This is a genomic window from Marinibacterium profundimaris, from assembly GCF_002210095.1.
Classification (GTDB): Bacteria; Pseudomonadota; Alphaproteobacteria; order Rhodobacterales; family Rhodobacteraceae; genus Marinibacterium; species Marinibacterium profundimaris.
In genome coordinates, this window is record NZ_AQQR01000002.1 from 190761 (window position 1) to 209963 (window position 19203).

Here is a 19203-nt window from a genome sequence, read left to right on the forward strand (position 1 = left end):
GGGGGCCAGCAATCCCTTCATTCAAGGTTGCTCCGAAGTTCAGGCGGCGCGCGTCGGGGACGACACGATACCGGCGGTCACGGAGTCGGTCAGGTCCAGCCCATGGTCGTCTTCAAGGTGCATCAGTTCCGCCAGTCGGGCGCGTGCCCGGTTCACGCGGCTTTTGATCGTGCCAACCTTGACGTTGCACATATCCGCCGCTTCTTCGTACGAGAAGCCGCTTGCGCCCACCAGGACCAGCGCCTCGCGGTGCTCTTCCTTCAGCTGGGCGAATGCCTCGTTGAAATCCCGCATCTGCAGTCGGCCGTCGTGGTCCGGTTTCTGCGACAGGCTCTCGGCGTGGCTGCCGTCGGCATCCTCGACTTCGCGCTGGCGCTTGCGATGGTGGGAATAATAGGTGTTGCGCAGGATCGTGAACAGCCAGGCGCGCATGTTGGTGCCCGCCTCGAAACTGTCGATATTCGTCCACGCCTTGACCAGCGCATCCTGCACCATGTCGTCGGCCAGGGCGGAATTCCGGGTCAGGCTGAAGGCGAAGGCGCGGAGCGACTTGATGTGCTCCACGATCTCTTCACGCGGATTAGCGACCATTGCGGACGCCTCCCGCCTGTTGCTGGGCAACGGGCGCATCGTCTTCCATGACGTTCGGCGCCTGCGCCACCTGCGCTGATTGCTCATTGTCCGAGGACCGGTTTTTGCTTTCGGCCGCGCGCAACTCGGCCAGGAGGTTCGTGAACCGATCGGGCACGTCCTCTTTCAGAACATCGTTGAACGCCCGCTTCAGGTTGGCGTCGATCAACTGTTCCATTTTCGCTGCGCGGTCTTTTTCAGGCATGTCTTCTGCGCTCAACTTTGCTTTTTTTACGTCCACGACTGGAACGAAACGCCGAGTTACCGGTTTGGTTCCGTAGATAGTTCAAAAAAGTGAGACTCAAGGATGACCACTGCCTCTAACGGAGATCTTGCCGCACAGGTCGGGACCAATCTTCCTTATTTGCGCCGCTATGCCCGGGCACTGACGGGGGCCCAGAACAGTGGTGACAAGTACGCGATGGCCACACTGGAGGCGATCCTGGCCGATCCGCAGGTTTATGATCGGTCGATCTCGCCCAAGGCAGCCCTGTTCCAGGTTTTCCACAGCATCTGGTCCACCAGCGGCGCGACCTTCGAAGACGGTGATACCGGCCTGGCGGCGCGCGCGCAGGCGCATCTGTCGAGCCTGACCAACGACACCCGCGAGGCGCTGCTGCTCCACACCATCGAGGAATTCACCTTCGAAGACCTGGGCGCCATCCTTGGCGTGTCCCAGGACGAGGCGCGTGAACTGGTCGACATCGCCTACTCGGAAATGTCCAAGTCCGTCTCGGGTCGCGTGATGATCATCGAGGACGAAGCGATCATCGCCATCGACCTGGAAGCGATCGTGTCGGAAATGGGCCATCAGATCACCGGCGTCGCCCGGACCGAAGAGGCCGCGATCAAGCTGGCCGAAGCCGAGAAGCCCGACCTGATCCTGTCCGACATCCACCTTGCCGACAATTCCAGCGGCATCGACGCGGTGAACCGGATCCTGGCCAAGCATGGAGATTGCCCTGTCATCTTCATCACCGCCTATCCCGAGCGTCTTCTGACCGGCGAAGGTCCCGAACCCGCCTTCCTGATCTCCAAGCCCTACAGCGAAGACCAGGTGCGGTCTGCGGTCAGCCAGGCGATGTTCTTCGCCTCCACCGAAACGCTGAAAGCCTGACAGCACAGGATGCGCAACGCTTATGTGTTCGAAAGGGGGCCTGCGGGTCCCCTTTTTTTGGTGTACGTCGCTCGGTTCCGCGCCCGTTTGGCCTCCTGATGGAACTACGCGCAAAGGTGCCAAACAGTTCCTTAACTTCGTATCAAGCGACGTGTTCCGGCGATGCAGACGTGTGCCGCGGGTCCAAAGGCTCTGACGACAAGGCCCCGCTGCTGGCTCAGGCCACGAGGGGGGCGATCTTGGCCAGGGCCGAAAAAAGCCCCGCTCGAAAGCGGGGCAGGTAGCAGGCAGAGGTGCCTACGGGACAACTTTGCTATTGCGTGCCATTGCGGCAGGACCCGTTCGGCCCCTCAAGATCACGACTTGGCAATGGCGCGCAGCATCCATGCGGCGCTCTCGTGGAACGCGCTTCGTGCGGTGGCGAGGTCCTCGGTCACCGGGTCCTTGCGGCCATCGACCAGTTCGACGACGGCATGCAGGCGGTGGGCAACGCGCTCGTGGTCCGAGGCAAGGTCTTCCACCATCTCGGCGGCGGTCAGCTCGATGCCGCGATCCTCGATCTTCGAATGCTCCATGATCTGCGCCAGGGTCGACGGTGCCAGTTTGCCCAGGGCACGGATCCGTTCGGCAAGCTCGTCGGCGGCGGCGAACATGTTCTCGTACTGCTCTTCAGTCAGCTTGTGGATCGAGTAGAACAGCGGCCCTTCGACATTCCAGTGATAGGCGTGGGTCTTGAAGACCAGCCGGTAGGTATCGGCCAGCACTCCGGCCAGCGCATCGGAGATTGCGCCCGCGTCCCGGACACCCGTGGACACGTCGCTGGCGGAGGGAACAACTTGCAGTGCGTCCTTCATCTTTTTCTCCTTATTTTCCATCTGAGGTATAAACGTCCGGCCCGGCCTCGGGTTCCTGTGGCGTACCGGATTTCGTGCCGGGAAGGCCGCCGCCGGCCGCATGGTCCACCGCGATCGAGATCAGCACAGGCACCGCCGCGTCCTGCGCGTCGCGCAGCACCGAGGGCAGGTCCTCGAGCCCGCCCGCGCGGGCATGGACCCAGCCGAAGGCGCGCGCGAGGGCATCCCAGCCGGGATTGCCGAAGCGGAAATCGGGGCTGTCCGCCCCGCCGTGTTCCTCGATCAGCCTGAGCGCGCCGTCATCCCAGACCATGACCGTCAGGGACAGGCCCAGCCGCGCGGCGGTCTCCATCTCCTGCAGGTTCATCATCAGGTCGCCGTCGCCGCAGATCGCCAGCACCCGGCCCTCGGTGTTCAGCCGCGCCGCCGCGATGGCCCCGGGCAGGGCCAGGCCCATGCCGGCCAGCCCGTTGGGCACGATCAGCTGCCCCGGCCGGCGCGGCGAGACATGGCGCGCGATCCAGAGCTTGTGCAGCCCCACGCCCGACAGCACCGTGTCGCCGGGCCGCAGGTTGTCGGAAATCACCCGGCAGATGTCCTGCGGCGCCACCGGTCCTTGCGGCGCCTCGCTGCGTTCGCGGCGCAGGGTGCGGCGCATGGCATCGCGCGTGGCGGTGAAGGTGGGCACGTCGGCCCAGCAAAACGGGGCGATGCACTGCTGAAGCCCTTCGGTCGCCATTCCGATATCGCCGCAGACCTGTTCGCTCAGGCGCCAGCCGGCATCGGCGGGGATGACCTCGGGCCCGATGGCCACGACCGGGATCCGCCCGTCGCGGGTGAAATCGGCGGCCGAAAGCTCGACCGGATCGACGCCCATGGCGATGATCAGATCGGCCGCGCCCAGCGCCAGGTCGATGTAATCGCCGCCGGGCTGGCCGATGGTGAACAGCGTCTGGGGATGTTCGGCGGGCAGGATGCCCTTGGCCATGAAGGTGGTCACAACCGGCACCCGAGTCGTCTCGGCGAAGGCGCGCAGGGCGTCGGCGGCCCTGCCCCGCAACACCCCGGCACCGGCCAGGATCAGCGGCCGTTCCGCCGCCCGGATCCGGTCCGCGGCGGCGTCCAGCGCCTCGGGTGACGGACAGGTGGCCTGCGGTGCGGGCACCGGAACGGGCGGACGATCGGTCGGCGCGGCGGCGACATCCTCGGGCAGGCACAGATGCACCGCCCCGGGGCGGCCCGACACCGCCTGGCGCCAGGCCTCGGCCACGCTGCCCGGCACCGCATCGGCGGTCAGGATGGTGCGGCTCAGCTTCGTCACCGGGCGGAACAGCGCCTCGAGGTCGATCATCTGGTGCGCGTCCCGCCCGATCCGGCCCCGCGCGCCCTGCCCCGTAAGGGCGATCAGCGGCACGTGATCCAGGTTGGCATCGGCGACACCCGTCACCAGGTTGGTGGCCCCCGGCCCCAGTGTCGACAGGCAAACCGCCGGCCGCCCGGTCATGCGCCCGTGGACAGAGGCCATGTAGGCCGCCGCCTGCTCGTGCCGGCACAGTTCGAACTCCAGCGACGAGGCCGAGATCGCCTCCATCAGCTCGGTCGTTTCCTCGCCCGGAACACCGTAGATCGTGGTCACGCCCAGCGCCTGAAGCGCGGCGACAAGCGCTTCGGCCCCGGTTCTGGCCTCGGGGGTGGTCATCGTGTCTTTCACTTGATCGCTCCTCAAAGGACACCCTGCGCGGAAATGGCCTGCGCCAGACGCCGGTACCCGGCGATATTGGCGCCGCGGATGTAATCGATCCGGCCGTCATCGCGGCCCTCACGGACCACGCTGTCATGGATCCGCAGGATGATGTCGCGCAGGGCCTTGTCGACGGCGTCGGCGCTAAGCTGGCGACCGTGGCGGTTCTGGCTCATCTCCAGCCCGCTGACCGCGACGCCTCCCGCGTTGGAGGCCTTGCCCGGCACATGGCACAGCCCGGCGCGGCGGATCACGTCCGAGGCCCCGGCCGTCAGCGGCATGTTCGCCCCCTCGGCCACGATCTTCGCCCCGCCATCGACCAGCGCGCGGGCCATGTCGGCGTCCAGCTCGTTCTGGGTGGCGCAGGGCAGCGCGATTTCGGGGCCCGTCTCCCACGGGGTAGCGTTTTCGCGATAGGTCGCGCCAAAGCGCGCGGGCGGATCGGCGATGTCCTCTCCGGCGGCTTTCCGTGCGCGCACCCATTCGACGGCGTCCTGGGTCAGCCCATCCTCGGCCAGCAGCGTCCCCGAGGTATCCGACAGCGTCGTGACCACCGCACCTTCGGCGATGGCCTTCTCGGCCGCGTGGGTCGCGACGTTGCCCTTGCCGGATACGGCGATGCGCCGGCCCGCGACATCGTCGCCCTGATGGGCCAGCATCGCCTGAAGGAAATAGATCAGCCCGTAGCCGGTTGCCTCGACCCGTCCTTCGGAGCCGCCATAGCTTAGCCCCTTGCCCGTCAGCGCACCGCCATAGACATGCGAGGCCTTCCGCCAGGCACCGAAGAGATAACCGATCTCACGCGGGCCGACATTGATGTCACCGGCGGGCACGTCGGTATCCGGGCCGATGAAGGGCGCCATCTCGCGCATGAAGGCCTGGCAGAAGCGCATAATCTCGCGCTCGGACCGGCCGCGCGGATCGAAATCCGCGCCACCCTTGGCGCCGCCCAGCGGCAGACCGGTGAGGGCATTCTTGAAGCATTGCTCGAAGGCGAGAAACTTCAGCACATCGAGGCTGATCCGCGGGTGAAAGCGCAGGCCGCCCTTGTAGGGGCCGATGGCGTTCGAACACTGAATCCGCCAGGCCCGGTTGATCTGCACGCCGCCATCGTCGTCCTCCCAGACCACGCGGAAGGACAGGATCCTGTCCGGCTCGGCCAGGCGGTGCAGCACCCGGGCTTCGGCATAAGCGGGATTGTTCTTCTCGATGGTCAGCACGTCTTCGGCGACCTCGCGGACGGCCTGCCGGTAAAGCGTTTCCTGTTCGGTACAGGGCAGGAGGGAGGCCATGAAAGTTTCGGTCAGCGCGCTGCGGCGATCCATATGGTGTCCTTCGGTCTTTGGGTGTCTGGAGACATCGGGGGGATGTGTCGGATATGCCGTGAAAGTCTGGGCCGGGTCCGGCGTGCCGTGACTGACGTCCTGTGGCTGAACAGGGGCCCAACACCGGATGGGCGGGCGTCGGATTCCGGCGCCCGCCGATCAGGCGGTCAGTGTCGTGTCTGCGTCATGGTGTTACCAGGTGCCGCGCACCAGGCGGATAACCAGAGTTGCCAGGAACAGCACAAGAAACAGCACGAACAGGATCTGCGCAACGCCGGAAGAGGCCGCCGCGATCCCGCCGAAGCCGAACAGTCCGGCAATCACGGCGACAACGAAAAAAATCAAAGCCCAGTATAGCATCCTTGCATCCTTCCACATCGTTCATCTGGAGGAAAAACGAGATGCATGATGCCGGGTTCCCGAAATTAACCCGGGAACTTTTTGGATTTGAGCGGCGTTCAGGAGGGGAAGCGCGCACAGGCGCGACCCTGTCGGGCGCCTCCCGGATCCGCTCTTTAACTTACCTCGCAAGAGTTGGATCCGAGAGGCGTCCCGACCATTCCAAGCCTGGCGGCGCGCTCTTTTGAGCATGTGAGGGGAGCACCAGCAGTCATGCCAGAGGCCACCCGGACCGGACCGGCCCTACCCGACGAGCTGGTCGATCGCCGAACTCAGCTCGCGTTCGCCGTAAGGCCGCGACAGGTGAATCACGCCCGGGGTCAATTCGTCGCCCATATCGTCGTTGAGGATCAGAAGACGCACCTTGAGAGCGTTCTGTTCCTCGATCAGGGCACGCACCAGGACGGCGTCGGCGGCAGCTCCGACAACGATGATCTGAGGCTTGCGACCGGTTTCCTGCAACATCGCCCGGGCGGTTTCGACCGAGCGCATATGCACGACCGGACCCAGTCGGCGTTGTTCGAACGCATCCTGAAGATCGTCGGCCTCCACGAAGCTCTCGACGATGAGCAAGGTGCCAATGATGGCATTCATGCATGCATCTTCCATGGGTCCCTCCAGTGGGTTTCACCGCCGGTATCATGGAAAAATGCGGGCTCTGCATTAAACCACGACATAGGACATCACGTTTGACCATCGATTGCGCCAACTGTCCGTTACGTCAATTCGACCTTTTCTCGCCGATCAGCAAATCCACGCTGGCTTTCCTGTCGCGGTTCAAGACCGGTGAACTGGTGGCCCAGCCGGGGACCGAGATTCTGACGGAACAGGCGTCTTCTTCGCAATTGTTCACCACGCTGAGCGGCATGGGCCTGCGATACAAGACGACAAGCGACGGGGATCGGCAGGTGGTGGGCTTTGTCCTGCCCGGGGACTTCATCGGCCTGCAATCGGGGGTCATGGATGTCATGCAACACTCGGTCGAGGCCTCGACCGAGATGCGGCTGTGCGTGTTCAACCGGTCCGACCTCTGGACGCTGTTCCGCTCGCAGCCGGACCTGGCGTTCAGCCTGACCCACCTGGCCGCGAACGAGGAACACCTGCTGGGCGAGGCCCTGACCGTGCTGGGCCAGATGGACGCGCAGGCCAGGATCGCCTGGGCCCTGCTACGGTTCGACAGGCGGCTGACCGCGGTGGGCCTGCGCAAGAACGGACGGGTGCCGCTGCCCTATCGCCAGCAGGACCTGGCCGATGCCCTGGGGCTTTCACTGGTGCACACGAACAAGACGCTGGCGCGGTTCCGGTCGCGGCAGTTGGCGAACTGGTCCGAAGGCTGGCTGAGGGTTCCGGAGCCCGACACGCTGGCCAGCCTCTACGATTTCGAGTCCAGCATTACGGCAACCCGCCCGCTGATCTGACCGCCGCGCGGGCCTGTCCCGGCCTGTCGATGCCCCGCCTCTGACCACGGCGGGGCTTTCGCGTGTCTTGACGTTGCGCATCCCCTGGCATGGCTCGCCAGGCCTCTTTTTCATTCCCCGAAAGCGAAAACGCCCGGTTGTGACACCGGGCGTTTCGAAAATGCTGCCCTCTGCGGGCGATGCGATCAGGCGTGGGCCGAAGACGACCGCGGGCCGGCGATCAGCCAGATGATGAAGCCGATCAGCGGCAGCACCAGAACCAGCAGCGACCACAGCACCTTGGCGCCGGTTGTCGCGGACGAGTTCACGATGGACACGATCGCCCAGATGTCGAGGATAAGAAGAATGAGGCCGCCAATGCCGGTGATTTCCAAACCCATGTCAGGTCTCCTTTTTGATGATCGGGCCGCGCTGCACGCGACAAGTTCGGGGAAGCGGATGCGCTGGCGCGCGTGCCCGCTCCGGTAAACCGCGCTGACGCACGGCAGTCAGGGGGCCACGCTGGCGCGCGGCTCTCGGGTCACTGATTGCGCAGGGCGTCGATCAGCTCGTCCTTGCTCATTTCCGAGCGCTGCGCGATGTCGAGTTCCCGCGCACGATCGTAAAGCTCGCTCTTCGTCCACTCCTCGTAGGGCGGCGACTTGCCGCCTTTCTTCGAGGGGGCCATGTCGTCATTCGCCTGCGCATTCGCGATCGCCGCGGCCTTGGATTTGCCGTAGCCCTTGTCGCGCAGGGCTTCGTAGGTTTCCTCGTCCTTGATGGACGGGTCGGATGTCTTGGCGTCAGCCATTTTCCGTCTCCATCATCACGCCCTGCACCAGCTCGGGCAGCGCGTCGATCTCAAGCGCGCAGGCCGAGATCAGGTCCTGATCGCTGCCGCACTTGCTCCAGTCCATGCCGCTTTCGCCAAGGACCCCCACCAGAAGGATCGTGCCGATAAGGACGGGCACGCGGGGTTCGAAACGTACAACTCTCCTGTTCGATGACGACGTCGGCATCGGCTGTTTCCTTTTTGATTTGATTTGGTTGAACAACGCGCGATCCGTACGGCGGTTCCCTTGAAATCCGAATTTCCCGCCCAATGCGGATTGCGCGATATCGTGGGACATCAGAGCAAGGCGGGATGTCCCCAGGCCCCGCGCCCGCGTGTCGCAGGGTGCCGTAAGGGAACCAACCCGGCCGCCCGCGCGTATGTCCGGTGACATCACGCCTGCATCAGACTCCGCGCGCGCGAGGTGGCTGCCGCACCTCGCGCGCGCCTCTTCATCCGGACGGGGCCTGCGGAGCACGGCAGCCATCAGCCCAGGGGCGCACAATGGAAGACGAACTATCCGAAGATCTGCCGCTGCGGGAGGAAGAGCAAGAGGCCGTCAAGGAGGCGGCCATGCTCTCGCCCCGCCTGATCTTCGAAGCGATCCGCCGCAACGGCGAAGAGGAACTGCAGCGACCGGTGAGTTCGACGTGGAACTCCGGCGTGATGGCCGGGATGCTGATCTCGTTCTCCGTTCTGGGCGAAGCGGTGCTGCGCGCCCACCTGCCCGACGCCGACTGGGCCTATATCGTTGAGAACTTCGGGTACAGCTTCGGCTTCCTGCTGGTGGTCCTGGGCCGGATGCAGCTGTTCACCGAGAACACGATCACCACCGTGGTGCCGGTCATGCTGTCGAAAGACTGGCGGTCCTACCTGCGGACCGGGCGGCTCTGGTCCGTCGTGCTGCTGGCCAATGTCGTGGGCGCGTTCATCGTCGCGGCATTCTATGTCTATGCCCCGGTGCTGTCGGACGAGGTGAGGACCGCGATGATGGAGCTGAGCCATCACGCGACCTCCATGCCGCCTTTCGAAGGCATGATGCGCGGCATCCCCGCCGGCGTGCTGATCGCGGCGCTGGTCTGGATGCTGCCGGTGGTCGAGCACAGCGAGGTGCCCGTGATCATCCTGTTCACCTGGCTGATCGCGCTGGGGGATTTCACCCATATCGTCGCCGGCTCGGTCGAGATGGCCTTCCTGGTCGTGCAGGGCGAACTGGGCGCGCGGGGCGCGGTGCTGGACTTTTTCCTGCCGGTGCTGGCGGGCAACGTGCTGGGCGGCACGATGGTCTTCACCATGCTCGCCTGGGGCCAGATCCGGCCCGAGGTCGAAGAGAAGGAAAACGACCGCCAAAGGAGCGCGCGGTAACGCGGGCTGCGGCCGAATGTTCCAAGCAAAATCTTCGGAACGCGTTTGGGGACTTCGGGTTTTCCTACCAGACGGCCCGGGACGATCCCGGGTCAGGAATACGACTACCATAGTTGGAAAGGAGATCATCATGCTTCGTCTTATGACCGCATCGACCCTTGCACTTGCAATCGCGGCCCCGTCCTTCGCAGCGTCGACCGCCACCGAGTCGAGCGCTTCGTCCGACATGGCCGACCCGATCATCATGGATGAGCGCTGGGACTTCAGCATCACTGACCTGGAACTGCTGACATCGGAGCCGGAAGGCTATCGCAAGATTGACGCCGGCGCCGTCGCCGCTTCGGATGTGATGGGCAAGTGGGTCTATGACGCCTCCAAGGAGCGTGTCGGCGAGATCGAGAACCTCGTCGTGACGCCGGATGGCGAGATCGTGGCCGCCATCCTGGGTGTCGGCGGGTTCCTCGGGATCGGCGAGAAAGACGTCGTCGTCAGCTTCGACACGCTGATGCTGACCGAGAACATCGAAGACGGCTCCATGCGCATCTACGCCGATGTGACGAAAGAGCAGCTGGAACAGATGCCCGAGTATGACGCGTAACCCGCGTTAAACCGGAACTACGGAAGAAGGGGTCGGGTCACCGGCCCCTTTTTCTTTGAAGCCCTGCGCGTTGGGCCGCCGCATCTTGAGCCTTGGGCCACCGCGCTCAGCAGTAGCGGTCGATAAGCGCCATCAGCTCGCCCGGGGTCACCGGTTTGCGCAGGTGCCCGGAAATGCCGTAGCTGCGCAGCAGCCCGTCATCCAGCAGCCGTTCGTCGGTCGAGACCGCGATGATCGGCACCTCCTGTCCGAACCGCTCGGGCATGTCATGGAACGGCTGGCCCGCGTCGTGCCCGTTGTCGACGGGCATCTGCGCATCCATCAGGACAAGCCCGTAAGCATCGGGATTGTCGCGGAACCGGCTCAGACCGTCGCTTACGCTGTCTGCGATGTCGATTTCGACGTTCAGCGTGTCCCGGATTTCCTGCATCATGAACCGGGTGAACCAGTCGTCTTCGACAAGCAGTATCTTTTTCCTGGACTCTGACACGACAAGAATGACTCAACCTATGCGGGTGTAAGATTATGTTCACTACACCATTAGGCGATCAAATTCAAACCGCTTTCCTCGCTTCCCTCGCGACAACCTGGGTAACATGGCGTTGCGGCAACACAAGCCAGCCGTTCGGATGTAGGTCTCAGAACCAGCCGGCCTGCATCTCGAAGGCCGAAGCGTCATTGGCCAGCAGCGTCCGCGCCCAGCCTTCCGTCCGCGACAGTTCACGCGCATAGAAATACCGCGCGGCCTGCTGCTTTCCCTTCAGGAAATCGCTGTCTCCCTCGCGCCCGGCCTTCTCGGCCGCGGCACGCGCGATGCGTAGCCACATCCATCCCATGATCACGTGCCCGGTTAAATCCAGGTACAGCGTTGCATTGGCCAACCCGCGTTCGGGATCGGCCAGCACCTGCGCGGTCAGGCTGCGCGTCACCTCCTCCAGCCGGTCGACGGCGGCCGAAAGCGGATCGCCCAGCGGATGCCCGGCCCCCGTGATATCGGCGCGGATCGCCCCGGTCAGCGCGGTGAAGCCCGCGCCGTTCTGCATCATCACCTTGCGGCCCAGCAGGTCCATGCCCTGGATGCCATGCGTGCCTTCGTGGATCGGGTTCAGACGGTTGTCGCGGTAATGCCGCTCCACCGGGTAATCGCGGGTATAGCCGGCGCCGCCCAGCACCTGGATCGCGTGCTTGTTGGCCTCCAGGCAGAATTCCGAAGGCCAGGATTTCGCCACGGGTGTCAGCACGTCCAGCAGGGTCAGCGCGTCGGCATCCCCCGCGCGGTGCCGGTCCACCAGAACGGCACAGTATAATGCCAGCGCCAGGGCCGGTTCCACCGCCGCTTTCTGCGCCAGCAGCAGCCGCCGGATATCGGCGTGACCGATCAGCGGCACCTGCGGCGAGGCCGGGTCCTTCGCCACCGGCGACCGCCCCTGCGGCCGGTCCCTGGCGTAGGCCAGCGAGGCCTGGAACCCCGCCTGACCCAGCGCCGTCGCGCCCATGCCGACCCCGATCCGCGCCTCGTTCATCATCTGGAACATATAGCGCAGGCCCTGGTGCGGCTCGCCCACCAGCTCGCCGATGCAATCGCCCTGTTCGCCGAAGTTCAGCGCGCAGTTGGTGGTGCCGCGATAACCCATCTTGTGGTTCAGCCCGGCGAGCGTGACATCGTTGCGCGTACCGTCCAGCCGGATCTTGGGCACGATAAACAGCGATATCCCCTTCACCCCCGGCGGCCCGCCCGGGATCTTGGCCAGCACCATGTGCACGATGTTCTCCGACAGCTCGTGCTCTCCGGCAGAGATCCACATCTTCCGTCCCGAGATCCGGTAGCGCCCGTCCTCCATCGGCTCGGCCTTCGTGGTGATGTCCGACAGGCTCGACCCGGCCTGCGGCTCGCTCAGGCACATGGTGCCAAAATACCGCCCCTCGACCATCGGCTCCAGGTAGCGGGTCTTCTGATCCTCGGTGCCGAACGACTGGATCAGCCGCCCGGCGCCGATCGTCAGCATGGCATAGCCCTTGATCGACACATTGGAGGCCGAGAAGACGAAGGACGCCGCCTGGTGCACCGTCTCGGGCAGGCCCAGCCCGCCGTGCTCGGGCCGGAACGGACCGGCCAGGAACCCGCCCTCGATGAAGGCATCCACCGCCGGTTTCACCGCGTCGGGCAGGATCGCGCGGCCGTTGTCGAAAACCGGCTCATTCTCGTCGATCTCGTGCGCATGGGGCAGGTAGTGATCCGTAGCGATCTGGTCGGCGGTGTCGAGAATCCCGCGCACGGCGTCCGCATCCAGCTCGGTGCCGGCGATGATCTCCTCCACGCCGGCCACGTCGAACAACTGAAACAGCAGGTCCTCGCGATCATAGGCTCGCATTACATCCTCCTCAGGCTCCCCGCCGGACCCTAGCCAATCTGACATATGTCAGGCCAGACGCCGCGTCTCGTGACCTTGCGTCTGTTGAGTTCATGGCGCGAAAGCCCTATCTCGGCCCAAACGCGGAGAGCTGCCTTGGCCAATACACTTTACAAGAACGACCTGCCCGACGGGCTCGACATGGGCCCCGTCGTCGCCATCGATTGCGAGACCATGGGGCTGAACCCTCATCGCGACCGGCTCTGCGTGATCCAGATGTCGGGCGGCGACGGCAACACGCATATCGTCCAGGTCGAAAAGGGCCAGACCGAGGCGCCGAACCTCGCGAAGATGCTGGAAGACCCGAACGTGCTGAAGCTGTTCCACTTCGGCCGCTTCGACATCGCCGCGATGTACAACACCTTCGGCGCGCTGGCGGCCCCGGTCTATTGCACCAAGATCGCCAGCCGCCTTGTGCGCACCTATACCGACCGGCACGGGCTGAAGAACCTCTGTTCCGAACTGTTGGGCGTCGACATCTCGAAACAGCAGCAGTCCAGCGACTGGGGTGCCGCCGAGCTGACGCCCGCGCAGCTGGATTATGCCGCGTCGGATGTCCTCTACCTGCATAAGCTGCGCGAGAAGTTCGACGACATGCTCGCCCGCGAGGGCCGGACCGAGATGGCACAGGCCTGCTTCGACTTCCTGCCCATGCGCGCGAAGCTCGACCTCGCGGGCTGGCCCGAAACCGACATCTTCGCCCACTCATGACCGAGGCCGAGCGCTTCCTGGCCACTGCGCGGCAGGTCGTGCAGGACGAGGCCAAGGCGCTCGAGGCGCTGGCCGGCGCCTTTGACGAGCGCTTTGCCGAGGCCGTGCAGATGATGCTCGAGGCCGAGGGGCGGGTCATCGTCTCGGGCATCGGCAAGTCGGGCCATATCGGGCGCAAGATCGCGGCGACGCTGGCCTCCACCGGAACGCCGGCCCATTTCGTGCACCCGTCCGAGGCGTCGCACGGCGATCTCGGCATGGTGGCGCGGGGCGACGTGGTGCTGGCGATCTCCAATTCCGGCGAGGCGCCGGAGCTGGCGAACCTGCTCAGCTATACCCGCCGGTTCCAGATCCCGCTGATCGGCCTGTCGAGCCGGATGGACAGCACGCTGATGCAGGCCGCCGACGCTCATCTGCTGATCCCGTCGCTGGGCGAGGCCTGCGGCTTCGGCATGGTACCGACGATTTCCACGACGCTGACGCTGGCCATGGGCGACGCACTGGCCGTGGCGATCATGCAGCACCGCGATTTCGGGCCCGAGGCGTTCCGCAACTTCCACCCCGGCGGCAAGCTGGGCGCGCGGCTGTCCACAGTGGGCGACCTGATGCACACCGGCGACGCCCTGCCGCTGGTGTCCGAAGACACGGCGATGCCCGATGTCCTGATCGAGATGACTCGCAAGGAATTCGGCGTCGCGGGCGTAACCGACGACCGGGGCCTGCTGACCGGCATCATCACCGACGGCGACCTGCGCCGCCACATGGACGGGCTGCTGACGCAGAAGGCCGCCGACGTGATGACCCGTGGCCCCCGCACCATCGGCCCCGGCGCCCTGGCGGAAGAGGCGGTTGCGCAGATGACCGGCAAGATTACCTGCCTGTTCGTCGTGCCCGAGGGATCGCGCAGGGCCGAAGGCCTGATCCGCCTGCACGATTGCCTGCGCGCCGGGGTGGGCTGAGACCATGGACAGCTATTCGCGGCGTGTGGCCTTTCTGAAAGTGGTGCTTCCGCTGGCCGCGCTTGCGATCCTGTCCACGCTTTTCCTGTTGTCACAAAGCGCGGATCCCAATGCCACGATCCCCTTCTCGGACGCCGAAATCGCCGAAAGGATCCGCGACCAACAGATCACCGAGCCGCGCTTTGCCGGCAGCACCGAGCGTGGGGACGAAGTGTCGCTCTCTGCCGACAAGGCGGTGCCCGGCACCGACGACGAACCCGGCGCGGCGCAGAACCTGCGCGGGGAAATCCGGCTGGCAAGCGGCGGGGTTATCACGCTCGAGGCGGCCAGCGGCTGGGTCAACCTGCGCCGCGACCTGGCGGAATTCCGCGGAACGGTGACGATCACCACCGACACCGGCTACCAGCTGGTGACCGACCGGCTGGAAACGGCGATAAAGCGGATCGACGCCACCGCGCCCGGCCCCGTGGCAGGCAACGGCCCGCTCGGAGAGCTGGACGCCGGGGCGATGCGGATCATGTCACCTGACAATGACCCGGGCGCGACGCATTTAGTGTTCCTCAACGGCGTCAAGCTGGTATATGACCCACAGTCAACCGAGAGGTAAGCCTTGCTGCCGCGAATTCTCTGCCTCGCCCTGACAGCCAGCTGGCTTGCCACGACGGCACCAGCACAGGGCACCAACCTGGCCTTTGGCGGGCTGCGCGCCGATACCTCGCAACCGGTCGAGGTCACGGCCGACGCGCTAGATGTCGACCAGGAAGACGGCACCGCGATCTTCACCGGCAACGTCGTGGTCGGACAGGGCGAAATGCGCCTGACCGCGACCGAGGTGCTGGTGGTCTACAAGCCCGACCGCTCGGGCATCGACCGGCTGGTGGCCACCGGCAAGGTGGTTCTGGTCAACGGCCCCGACGCCGCCGAGGCCGAGAAGGCCGATTACACGATCGACAGCGGCATCGTCATCATGACCGGCGACGTGCTTCTGAGCCAGGGCCCCAACGCGCTGAGCGGCGAGCAGCTGAATGTCGACCTTGCCACCGGCACCGCGCGGATGACCGGGCGGGTCCGGACGATCTTCATGCCCGAGAACGGCAGCCCGGAAGAAGACGGCTGATGGACGGGCCGGACATGCCAGACCTGAACGTCACCGCCGGCACCGGCGGGCTGCGCGTGGAGCACCTGCGCAAGTCCTACCGCAAGAAGGTCGTGATTCGGGATTTCTCCATGCATCTCGATCGCGGAGAGGTCGTGGCGCTGCTGGGCCCCAACGGGTCGGGCAAGACGACCACATTTTACGCGGTGGCAGGCCTGGTCTATCCAGAGGCCGGGACCGTCACGATCGACGGGCAGAACGTCACCACCCTGCCCATGTACCGTCGCGCCCGGCTGGGCATCGGCTATCTCCCGCAGGAGATGTCGATCTTCCGCGGGCTGTCGGTCGAGGACAACATCCTCGCCGTTCTGGAGGCGGTGGAGCCCGACCGCCATTCCCGCCGCGAGCGGCTGGAAGAGCTTCTGTCGGATTTCTCGATCGAACATCTGCGCCGCGCTCCGGCGCTGGCCCTGTCGGGCGGCGAACGCCGCAGGGTCGAGATCGCGCGCTGCCTGGCCGCGAATCCCAAGTACCTGCTGCTGGACGAACCTTTTGCCGGGGTCGACCCGATCTCGGTCGGCGACATCCGGCACCTGGTGCAGGACCTGAAAACCCGTGGCATCGGCGTGCTGATCACCGATCACAACGTCCGCGAGACTTTGGATATCGTGGAGCGTGCCTATATTCTTCATGATGGGCGCGTGCTGATGTCCGGCACGCCGCGCGATGTCGTCGAGAACGAAAATGTTCGCCGGGTCTACCTTGGCGAGAATTTTCGGATTTCTTAACGCTTTCTCAAGCAATTTTTGTTCGCGCGCATTGATCCGCTTTTTGGCCAAGTCGCGCGCGTGTTTTGATTGACAGGGCGGCTTTGCAGGGGCTCAATGGAATGTATGGCTCCAGTTCAACGCGACGCAGTTCCCGCCAATGCCATCCACAGGATGGAGACCCGGATCTGCTATTCGGTGACGGGCCGGCTTTTCACCTTCACCCTGTAGTGCCCAGATCTACGCCCGGCCAAGGCCGGTTCACGGGTGAGTTGCCACAAGGAGAGCGCATGCAATACCAGATCAGCGGACACCAGATCGACGTCGGAGCGGCCCTGAGCACCCATGTCGAAGTCGAGTTGAGCGGCGTGGTCGAGAAATACTCGCAGCGCCCGACGGACGCGCAGGTCGTCTTTTCGCGCTCGGGTCATGAATACGTCTGTGAATGCACCGTGCACCTCTCGACCGGGCTGACGGCCCAGGCCAAGGCCCATGCAACCGAGATCTACGCCGCCTTCGACGCCTGTTCCGAGAAGATGGACAAGCAGCTGCGGCGCTACAAACGGCGGCTGAAGGACCATCATCGGGACCGCGTGGAACCGGTTGAACTCCTCGGAGCCTCCTCGTATATCCTCGCCTCGGAAGAGCTGGCCGAGGATGCCGAGCCGGAAACGCTGCAGCCGATCATCGTCGCAGAGATGGAGACAAAGATACCGTCTTTGTCTGTCGGCGAAGCCGTGATGCAGATGGAACTGGCCGGCGCGCCCGTGCTGGTGTTCCGGAACGAGGGCAAGGAAGCCCTGAACGTGGTCTACAGGCGGGATGACGGCAACATAGGCTGGATCGACCCGTAATAATAATCAACCCCGCCAGGGTGGAGGCGGGCCGGAGCAGAAAACATGGATCTTTCGAAAATCCTCGATCCCGAGGCTGTAAAGGTTCTGGCATCGGCCTCGAGCAAGAAGCGGCTGTTCCAGGATATCGGTGATCTGGCGCATACGGCCTATGGGCTGAACGCGCCGATGACCGTTGAAGCCCTTATGGAGCGTGAAAGCCTTGGCCCCACCGGCGTGGGCCACGGCGTCGCCCTGCCCCATTGCCGGGTGTCCGGGCTGGACGGTGTGAAGGGCGTGTTCCTGCGCCTGGACAAACCGATCGAGTTCGGCGCCATCGACCGGCAGGCGGTGGACCTGGCATTCGCGCTTTTCGCCCCCGAAGAGGCCGGCGTGGAACATCTCAAGGCACTGGCCCTAGTCTCGCGCACCCTGCGGGACCAGACCCTGTGTTCCAAGCTGCGCGCCAACCACGACGCGGCGACGCTTTATGCCATCCTCACCGAAGGACGCTCGGTGCAGGCGGCCTGACGACCGGCGCCGGCCCGAAGCGTCCTGCGCGTTCCGGGCCGGACCACACCGATTGACCGGGCCCGCCCATGCCGTGGTGCGGACCTGCCAGTTTCGGTGCGCCCGGCCCATGGCCTTGCCCGATGCGGCGCGGCACCATCACCGGCCCCTCCGGTTCAGCCCGGGTCGAGAGCCGCCCGCCACGTCGCGCTCATTCGTCTTTCCAGGACCCCCAGCCGAACATCATGTAATCCCGCTGGTAGATCTTGCGCAGGATCTCCTCGATCTCGTCGTCATAGATCTCGTCCAGCGCATAGGGCGTGTCGGGGGCCGCGGCCGGGGGCAGTTCCGCCTCTCCGGCGCCCAGGCTGCGGGCCAGCGCCAGCGCCTCGGTCCGCCATTCGGCCTCGCGGAAGACATGGTCGGGCGGCACGAAATCCCCGAAACCCTGCAGCGCCTGCGACTGGCTGCACCATGTCGCATCCACGCGGATCGCCGTCTGCCCGGCGAGGTTGGCGCGCAGGAAATCCGTGAATTCCACGAAGGCCTTGCGATGGGCGGCCCGGCTCCAGTCCGCGTCGGGGCCGGACTTCGGGATCGACACCTTGAACACCCGCCGCAACGTGTCGCGGATCTGCAGGTAACTGCCCTCGCCCGCCGGCAGGATCCGCCGGCAAAAGGCGGCATGGGCGCGGGCGACGGGATGGCGGATCACGGTGAAACTGCGATGGCCCTGATGCTGCCGCTTCCACTTGCGCAGGTCCTTCTGGCTCATCTTCGCGGCCAGTGCGTCGCGGTCCACCCCGTCCAGCGCGGCCATCCAATCGATCACCTCGTCCTCCGGCGCGCCGCGCATCGGCAGGAACAGCAGCGGCGTCTGCGCAGCACCCACGTAGGACGGCGTCGCCGCCCCGCGCCGCGGCTCGAAATTCGGGGTGCGCGTCAGGTTGAACCGGTCGACCCCGGCCAGCGCCTTTTCCATCGCGTCGGGATTGGCGACCTTGTCGATGATCGGCGCCGGGTTCTGCGGCTTCAGCGAACTGTCCAGCGCCTCCAGCCGCGCCTCGATCCCCAGCCAGGCGGCGAGGCCGTTCATCACGTCGAGATCGCGCAGATCCTCGTAGGCCAGGTAGAAGGCCGTCTGCCCCGAAACCTGCAGCCCCCGCATCAGCCGCAGCTGGAACGCCTGCAGCGCCTCGACATGGGCGTCGAACTCAGCTGCATCAAAGGTCGCCTGCGCATCCTTGCGCCGGGTCACGTTGGTCAGCTTCCACTGCCCGGTTTCCTGCGCGATCTTCCAGCTGACATAGCTTTCCAGCGGATTGCGAGTCAGCACGATCTTGGCACAGCGCGGATCGGCCAGCGCCTTGTCGATCACCCGCGCATCGTGGTCGTGAAAGCAGCGGAACCCGGCGAGGCCGTCGTGCTGCTTAACCGCGCGCACCAGCTTCATCGGGTCCGCGTCGCGCTGTTCCTGGCTGAAGTCCAGCATCTCGGTCTTGTTCGGATAGCCGATGAAATGCGGATTGAAGAGCTCGCCCAGGCAATGAACCCCGTCGAAGGCGTTCAGGTTCGCCTCGAGGAAATTCGAACCGGTGCGCATCTCGGCGAAGACGATGAAATAGTCGAAGCGGCTCATGAGGCGCGGCGGCCCCCGG

24 protein-coding genes are annotated in these 19203 nt (G+C 65.1%); 11 read left to right on the plus strand and 13 right to left on the minus strand.

Features of this window, described 5'->3' with window-relative positions; genetic code table 11:
* Positions 1 to 39: 39 nt before the first annotated feature.
* Both ATO3_RS05800 and ATO3_RS05805 read right to left on the minus strand, forming a co-directional pair.
* The gene (locus ATO3_RS05800; RefSeq protein WP_088648882.1) at positions 40 to 591 is read right to left on the minus strand and encodes an RNA polymerase sigma factor; all 552 of its coding nucleotides are present in this window, start codon (positions 589 to 591) and stop codon (positions 40 to 42) included.
* The gene (locus ATO3_RS05805; protein WP_143747232.1) at positions 581 to 850 is read right to left on the minus strand and encodes a NepR family anti-sigma factor; all 270 of its coding nucleotides are present in this window, start codon (positions 848 to 850) and stop codon (positions 581 to 583) included. Before ATO3_RS05805 ends, ATO3_RS05800 begins: the two co-directional genes overlap by 11 nt.
* A gap of 87 nt (positions 851 to 937) precedes the next feature.
* On the opposite strand from ATO3_RS05805, the gene ATO3_RS05810 reads away from it, so the two are divergent.
* Entirely contained in the window at positions 938 to 1747 is an 810-nt protein-coding gene (locus ATO3_RS05810) for a response regulator (RefSeq protein ID WP_088648884.1), read from the plus strand.
* A 356-nt stretch (positions 1748 to 2103) separates the two neighbouring features.
* Here the strand turns inward: ATO3_RS05810 and ATO3_RS05815 are convergent, their stop codons facing one another.
* The 5 genes from ATO3_RS05815 to ATO3_RS05835 form a co-directional block, all read right to left on the minus strand.
* Entirely contained in the window at positions 2104 to 2601 is a 498-nt protein-coding gene (locus ATO3_RS05815) for a Dps family protein (RefSeq protein WP_088649346.1), read from the minus strand.
* A 10-nt stretch (positions 2602 to 2611) separates the two neighbouring features.
* A complete protein-coding gene (locus ATO3_RS05820) occupies positions 2612 to 4312 on the minus strand; it encodes a thiamine pyrophosphate-binding protein (protein ID WP_233152042.1) in 1701 nt (566 codons plus the stop codon).
* 11 nt (positions 4313 to 4323) lie between these two features.
* Complete coding sequence (gene gdhA, locus ATO3_RS05825) at positions 4324 to 5667, minus strand: NADP-specific glutamate dehydrogenase (protein WP_088648886.1); 1344 nt, start codon at positions 5665 to 5667, stop codon at positions 4324 to 4326.
* A 192-nt stretch (positions 5668 to 5859) separates the two neighbouring features.
* A complete protein-coding gene (locus ATO3_RS05830) occupies positions 5860 to 6027 on the minus strand; it encodes a DUF1328 domain-containing protein (RefSeq protein ID WP_088648887.1) in 168 nt (55 codons plus the stop codon).
* A gap of 282 nt (positions 6028 to 6309) precedes the next feature.
* The gene (locus ATO3_RS05835; protein WP_143747233.1) at positions 6310 to 6675 is read right to left on the minus strand and encodes a hypothetical protein; all 366 of its coding nucleotides are present in this window, start codon (positions 6673 to 6675) and stop codon (positions 6310 to 6312) included.
* Positions 6676 to 6755: 80 nt separating this feature from the next.
* Between ATO3_RS05835 and ATO3_RS05840 the strand changes: the two genes are divergently transcribed.
* Positions 6756 to 7484 (plus strand): Crp/Fnr family transcriptional regulator, encoded by a 729-nt coding sequence (locus ATO3_RS05840; RefSeq protein WP_233152043.1) that lies wholly within the window; start codon positions 6756 to 6758, stop codon positions 7482 to 7484.
* Between the two features lie 185 nt (positions 7485 to 7669).
* Here the strand turns inward: ATO3_RS05840 and ATO3_RS05845 are convergent, their stop codons facing one another.
* From ATO3_RS05845 to ATO3_RS28430, 3 genes are all read right to left on the minus strand, one after another.
* The gene (locus ATO3_RS05845) at positions 7670 to 7864 is read right to left on the minus strand and encodes a PLDc N-terminal domain-containing protein (protein WP_088648889.1); all 195 of its coding nucleotides are present in this window, start codon (positions 7862 to 7864) and stop codon (positions 7670 to 7672) included.
* 140 nt (positions 7865 to 8004) lie between these two features.
* Positions 8005 to 8274 carry a DUF7218 family protein gene (locus tag ATO3_RS05850; protein ID WP_088648890.1) on the minus strand — a complete coding sequence of 90 codons (270 nt, stop codon included), beginning with the start codon at positions 8272 to 8274 and terminating at the stop codon, positions 8005 to 8007.
* Positions 8267 to 8482, minus strand: a complete 216-nt coding sequence (locus ATO3_RS28430; protein WP_143747234.1) for a hypothetical protein — start codon at positions 8480 to 8482, stop codon at positions 8267 to 8269. Before ATO3_RS28430 ends, ATO3_RS05850 begins: the two co-directional genes overlap by 8 nt.
* A 317-nt stretch (positions 8483 to 8799) precedes the next feature.
* Between ATO3_RS28430 and ATO3_RS05855 the strand changes: the two genes are divergently transcribed.
* Together ATO3_RS05855 and ATO3_RS05860 are read left to right on the plus strand one after the other, a co-directional pair.
* Positions 8800 to 9660 (plus strand): formate/nitrite transporter family protein, encoded by an 861-nt coding sequence (locus ATO3_RS05855; RefSeq protein ID WP_088648891.1) that lies wholly within the window; start codon positions 8800 to 8802, stop codon positions 9658 to 9660.
* A 130-nt stretch (positions 9661 to 9790) separates the two neighbouring features.
* Positions 9791 to 10258 carry a PRC-barrel domain-containing protein gene (locus tag ATO3_RS05860; protein ID WP_158217914.1) on the plus strand — a complete coding sequence of 156 codons (468 nt, stop codon included), beginning with the start codon at positions 9791 to 9793 and terminating at the stop codon, positions 10256 to 10258.
* Positions 10259 to 10364: 106 nt separating this feature from the next.
* Here ATO3_RS05860 and ATO3_RS05865 read toward each other — a convergent pair whose 3' ends face one another.
* Together ATO3_RS05865 and ATO3_RS05870 are read right to left on the minus strand one after the other, a co-directional pair.
* On the minus strand, positions 10365 to 10748 hold the full coding sequence (locus tag ATO3_RS05865; protein ID WP_143747235.1) for a response regulator: 384 nt from the start codon (positions 10746 to 10748) through the stop codon (positions 10365 to 10367).
* A 148-nt stretch (positions 10749 to 10896) separates the two neighbouring features.
* A complete protein-coding gene (locus ATO3_RS05870; RefSeq protein WP_088648894.1) occupies positions 10897 to 12630 on the minus strand; it encodes an acyl-CoA dehydrogenase in 1734 nt (577 codons plus the stop codon).
* 135 nt (positions 12631 to 12765) lie between these two features.
* On the opposite strand from ATO3_RS05870, the gene ATO3_RS05875 reads away from it, so the two are divergent.
* The 7 genes from ATO3_RS05875 to ATO3_RS05905 all read left to right on the plus strand — a co-directional run bounded on the left by ATO3_RS05875 (position 12766) and on the right by ATO3_RS05905 (position 17566).
* Positions 12766 to 13380 (plus strand): ribonuclease D, encoded by a 615-nt coding sequence (locus ATO3_RS05875; RefSeq protein WP_088648895.1) that lies wholly within the window; start codon positions 12766 to 12768, stop codon positions 13378 to 13380.
* Complete coding sequence (locus ATO3_RS05880; protein WP_088648896.1) at positions 13377 to 14339, plus strand: KpsF/GutQ family sugar-phosphate isomerase; 963 nt, start codon at positions 13377 to 13379, stop codon at positions 14337 to 14339. Before ATO3_RS05875 ends, ATO3_RS05880 begins: the two co-directional genes overlap by 4 nt.
* A gap of 4 nt (positions 14340 to 14343) precedes the next feature.
* Entirely contained in the window at positions 14344 to 14946 is a 603-nt protein-coding gene (locus ATO3_RS05885; RefSeq protein ID WP_088648897.1) for a hypothetical protein, read from the plus strand.
* Positions 14947 to 14952: 6 nt separating this feature from the next.
* A complete protein-coding gene (gene lptA / locus ATO3_RS05890) occupies positions 14953 to 15456 on the plus strand; it encodes a lipopolysaccharide transport periplasmic protein LptA (RefSeq protein WP_088649348.1) in 504 nt (167 codons plus the stop codon).
* Complete coding sequence (gene lptB, locus ATO3_RS05895; RefSeq protein ID WP_233152044.1) at positions 15456 to 16223, plus strand: LPS export ABC transporter ATP-binding protein; 768 nt, start codon at positions 15456 to 15458, stop codon at positions 16221 to 16223. The genes lptA and lptB overlap by 1 nt, the downstream gene beginning before the upstream one ends.
* A gap of 269 nt (positions 16224 to 16492) precedes the next feature.
* Positions 16493 to 17056, plus strand: a complete 564-nt coding sequence (gene hpf, locus ATO3_RS05900) for a ribosome hibernation-promoting factor, HPF/YfiA family (RefSeq protein WP_088648898.1) — start codon at positions 16493 to 16495, stop codon at positions 17054 to 17056.
* A 45-nt stretch (positions 17057 to 17101) separates the two neighbouring features.
* Entirely contained in the window at positions 17102 to 17566 is a 465-nt protein-coding gene (locus ATO3_RS05905) for a PTS sugar transporter subunit IIA (protein ID WP_088648899.1), read from the plus strand.
* Positions 17567 to 17756: 190 nt separating this feature from the next.
* Here the strand turns inward: ATO3_RS05905 and ATO3_RS05910 are convergent, their stop codons facing one another.
* Positions 17757 to 19184, minus strand: coding sequence for a sulfotransferase family 2 domain-containing protein (locus tag ATO3_RS05910; RefSeq protein ID WP_088648900.1), 1428 nt, complete (start codon positions 19182 to 19184; stop codon positions 17757 to 17759).
* Positions 19185 to 19203 lie beyond the last annotated feature (19 nt).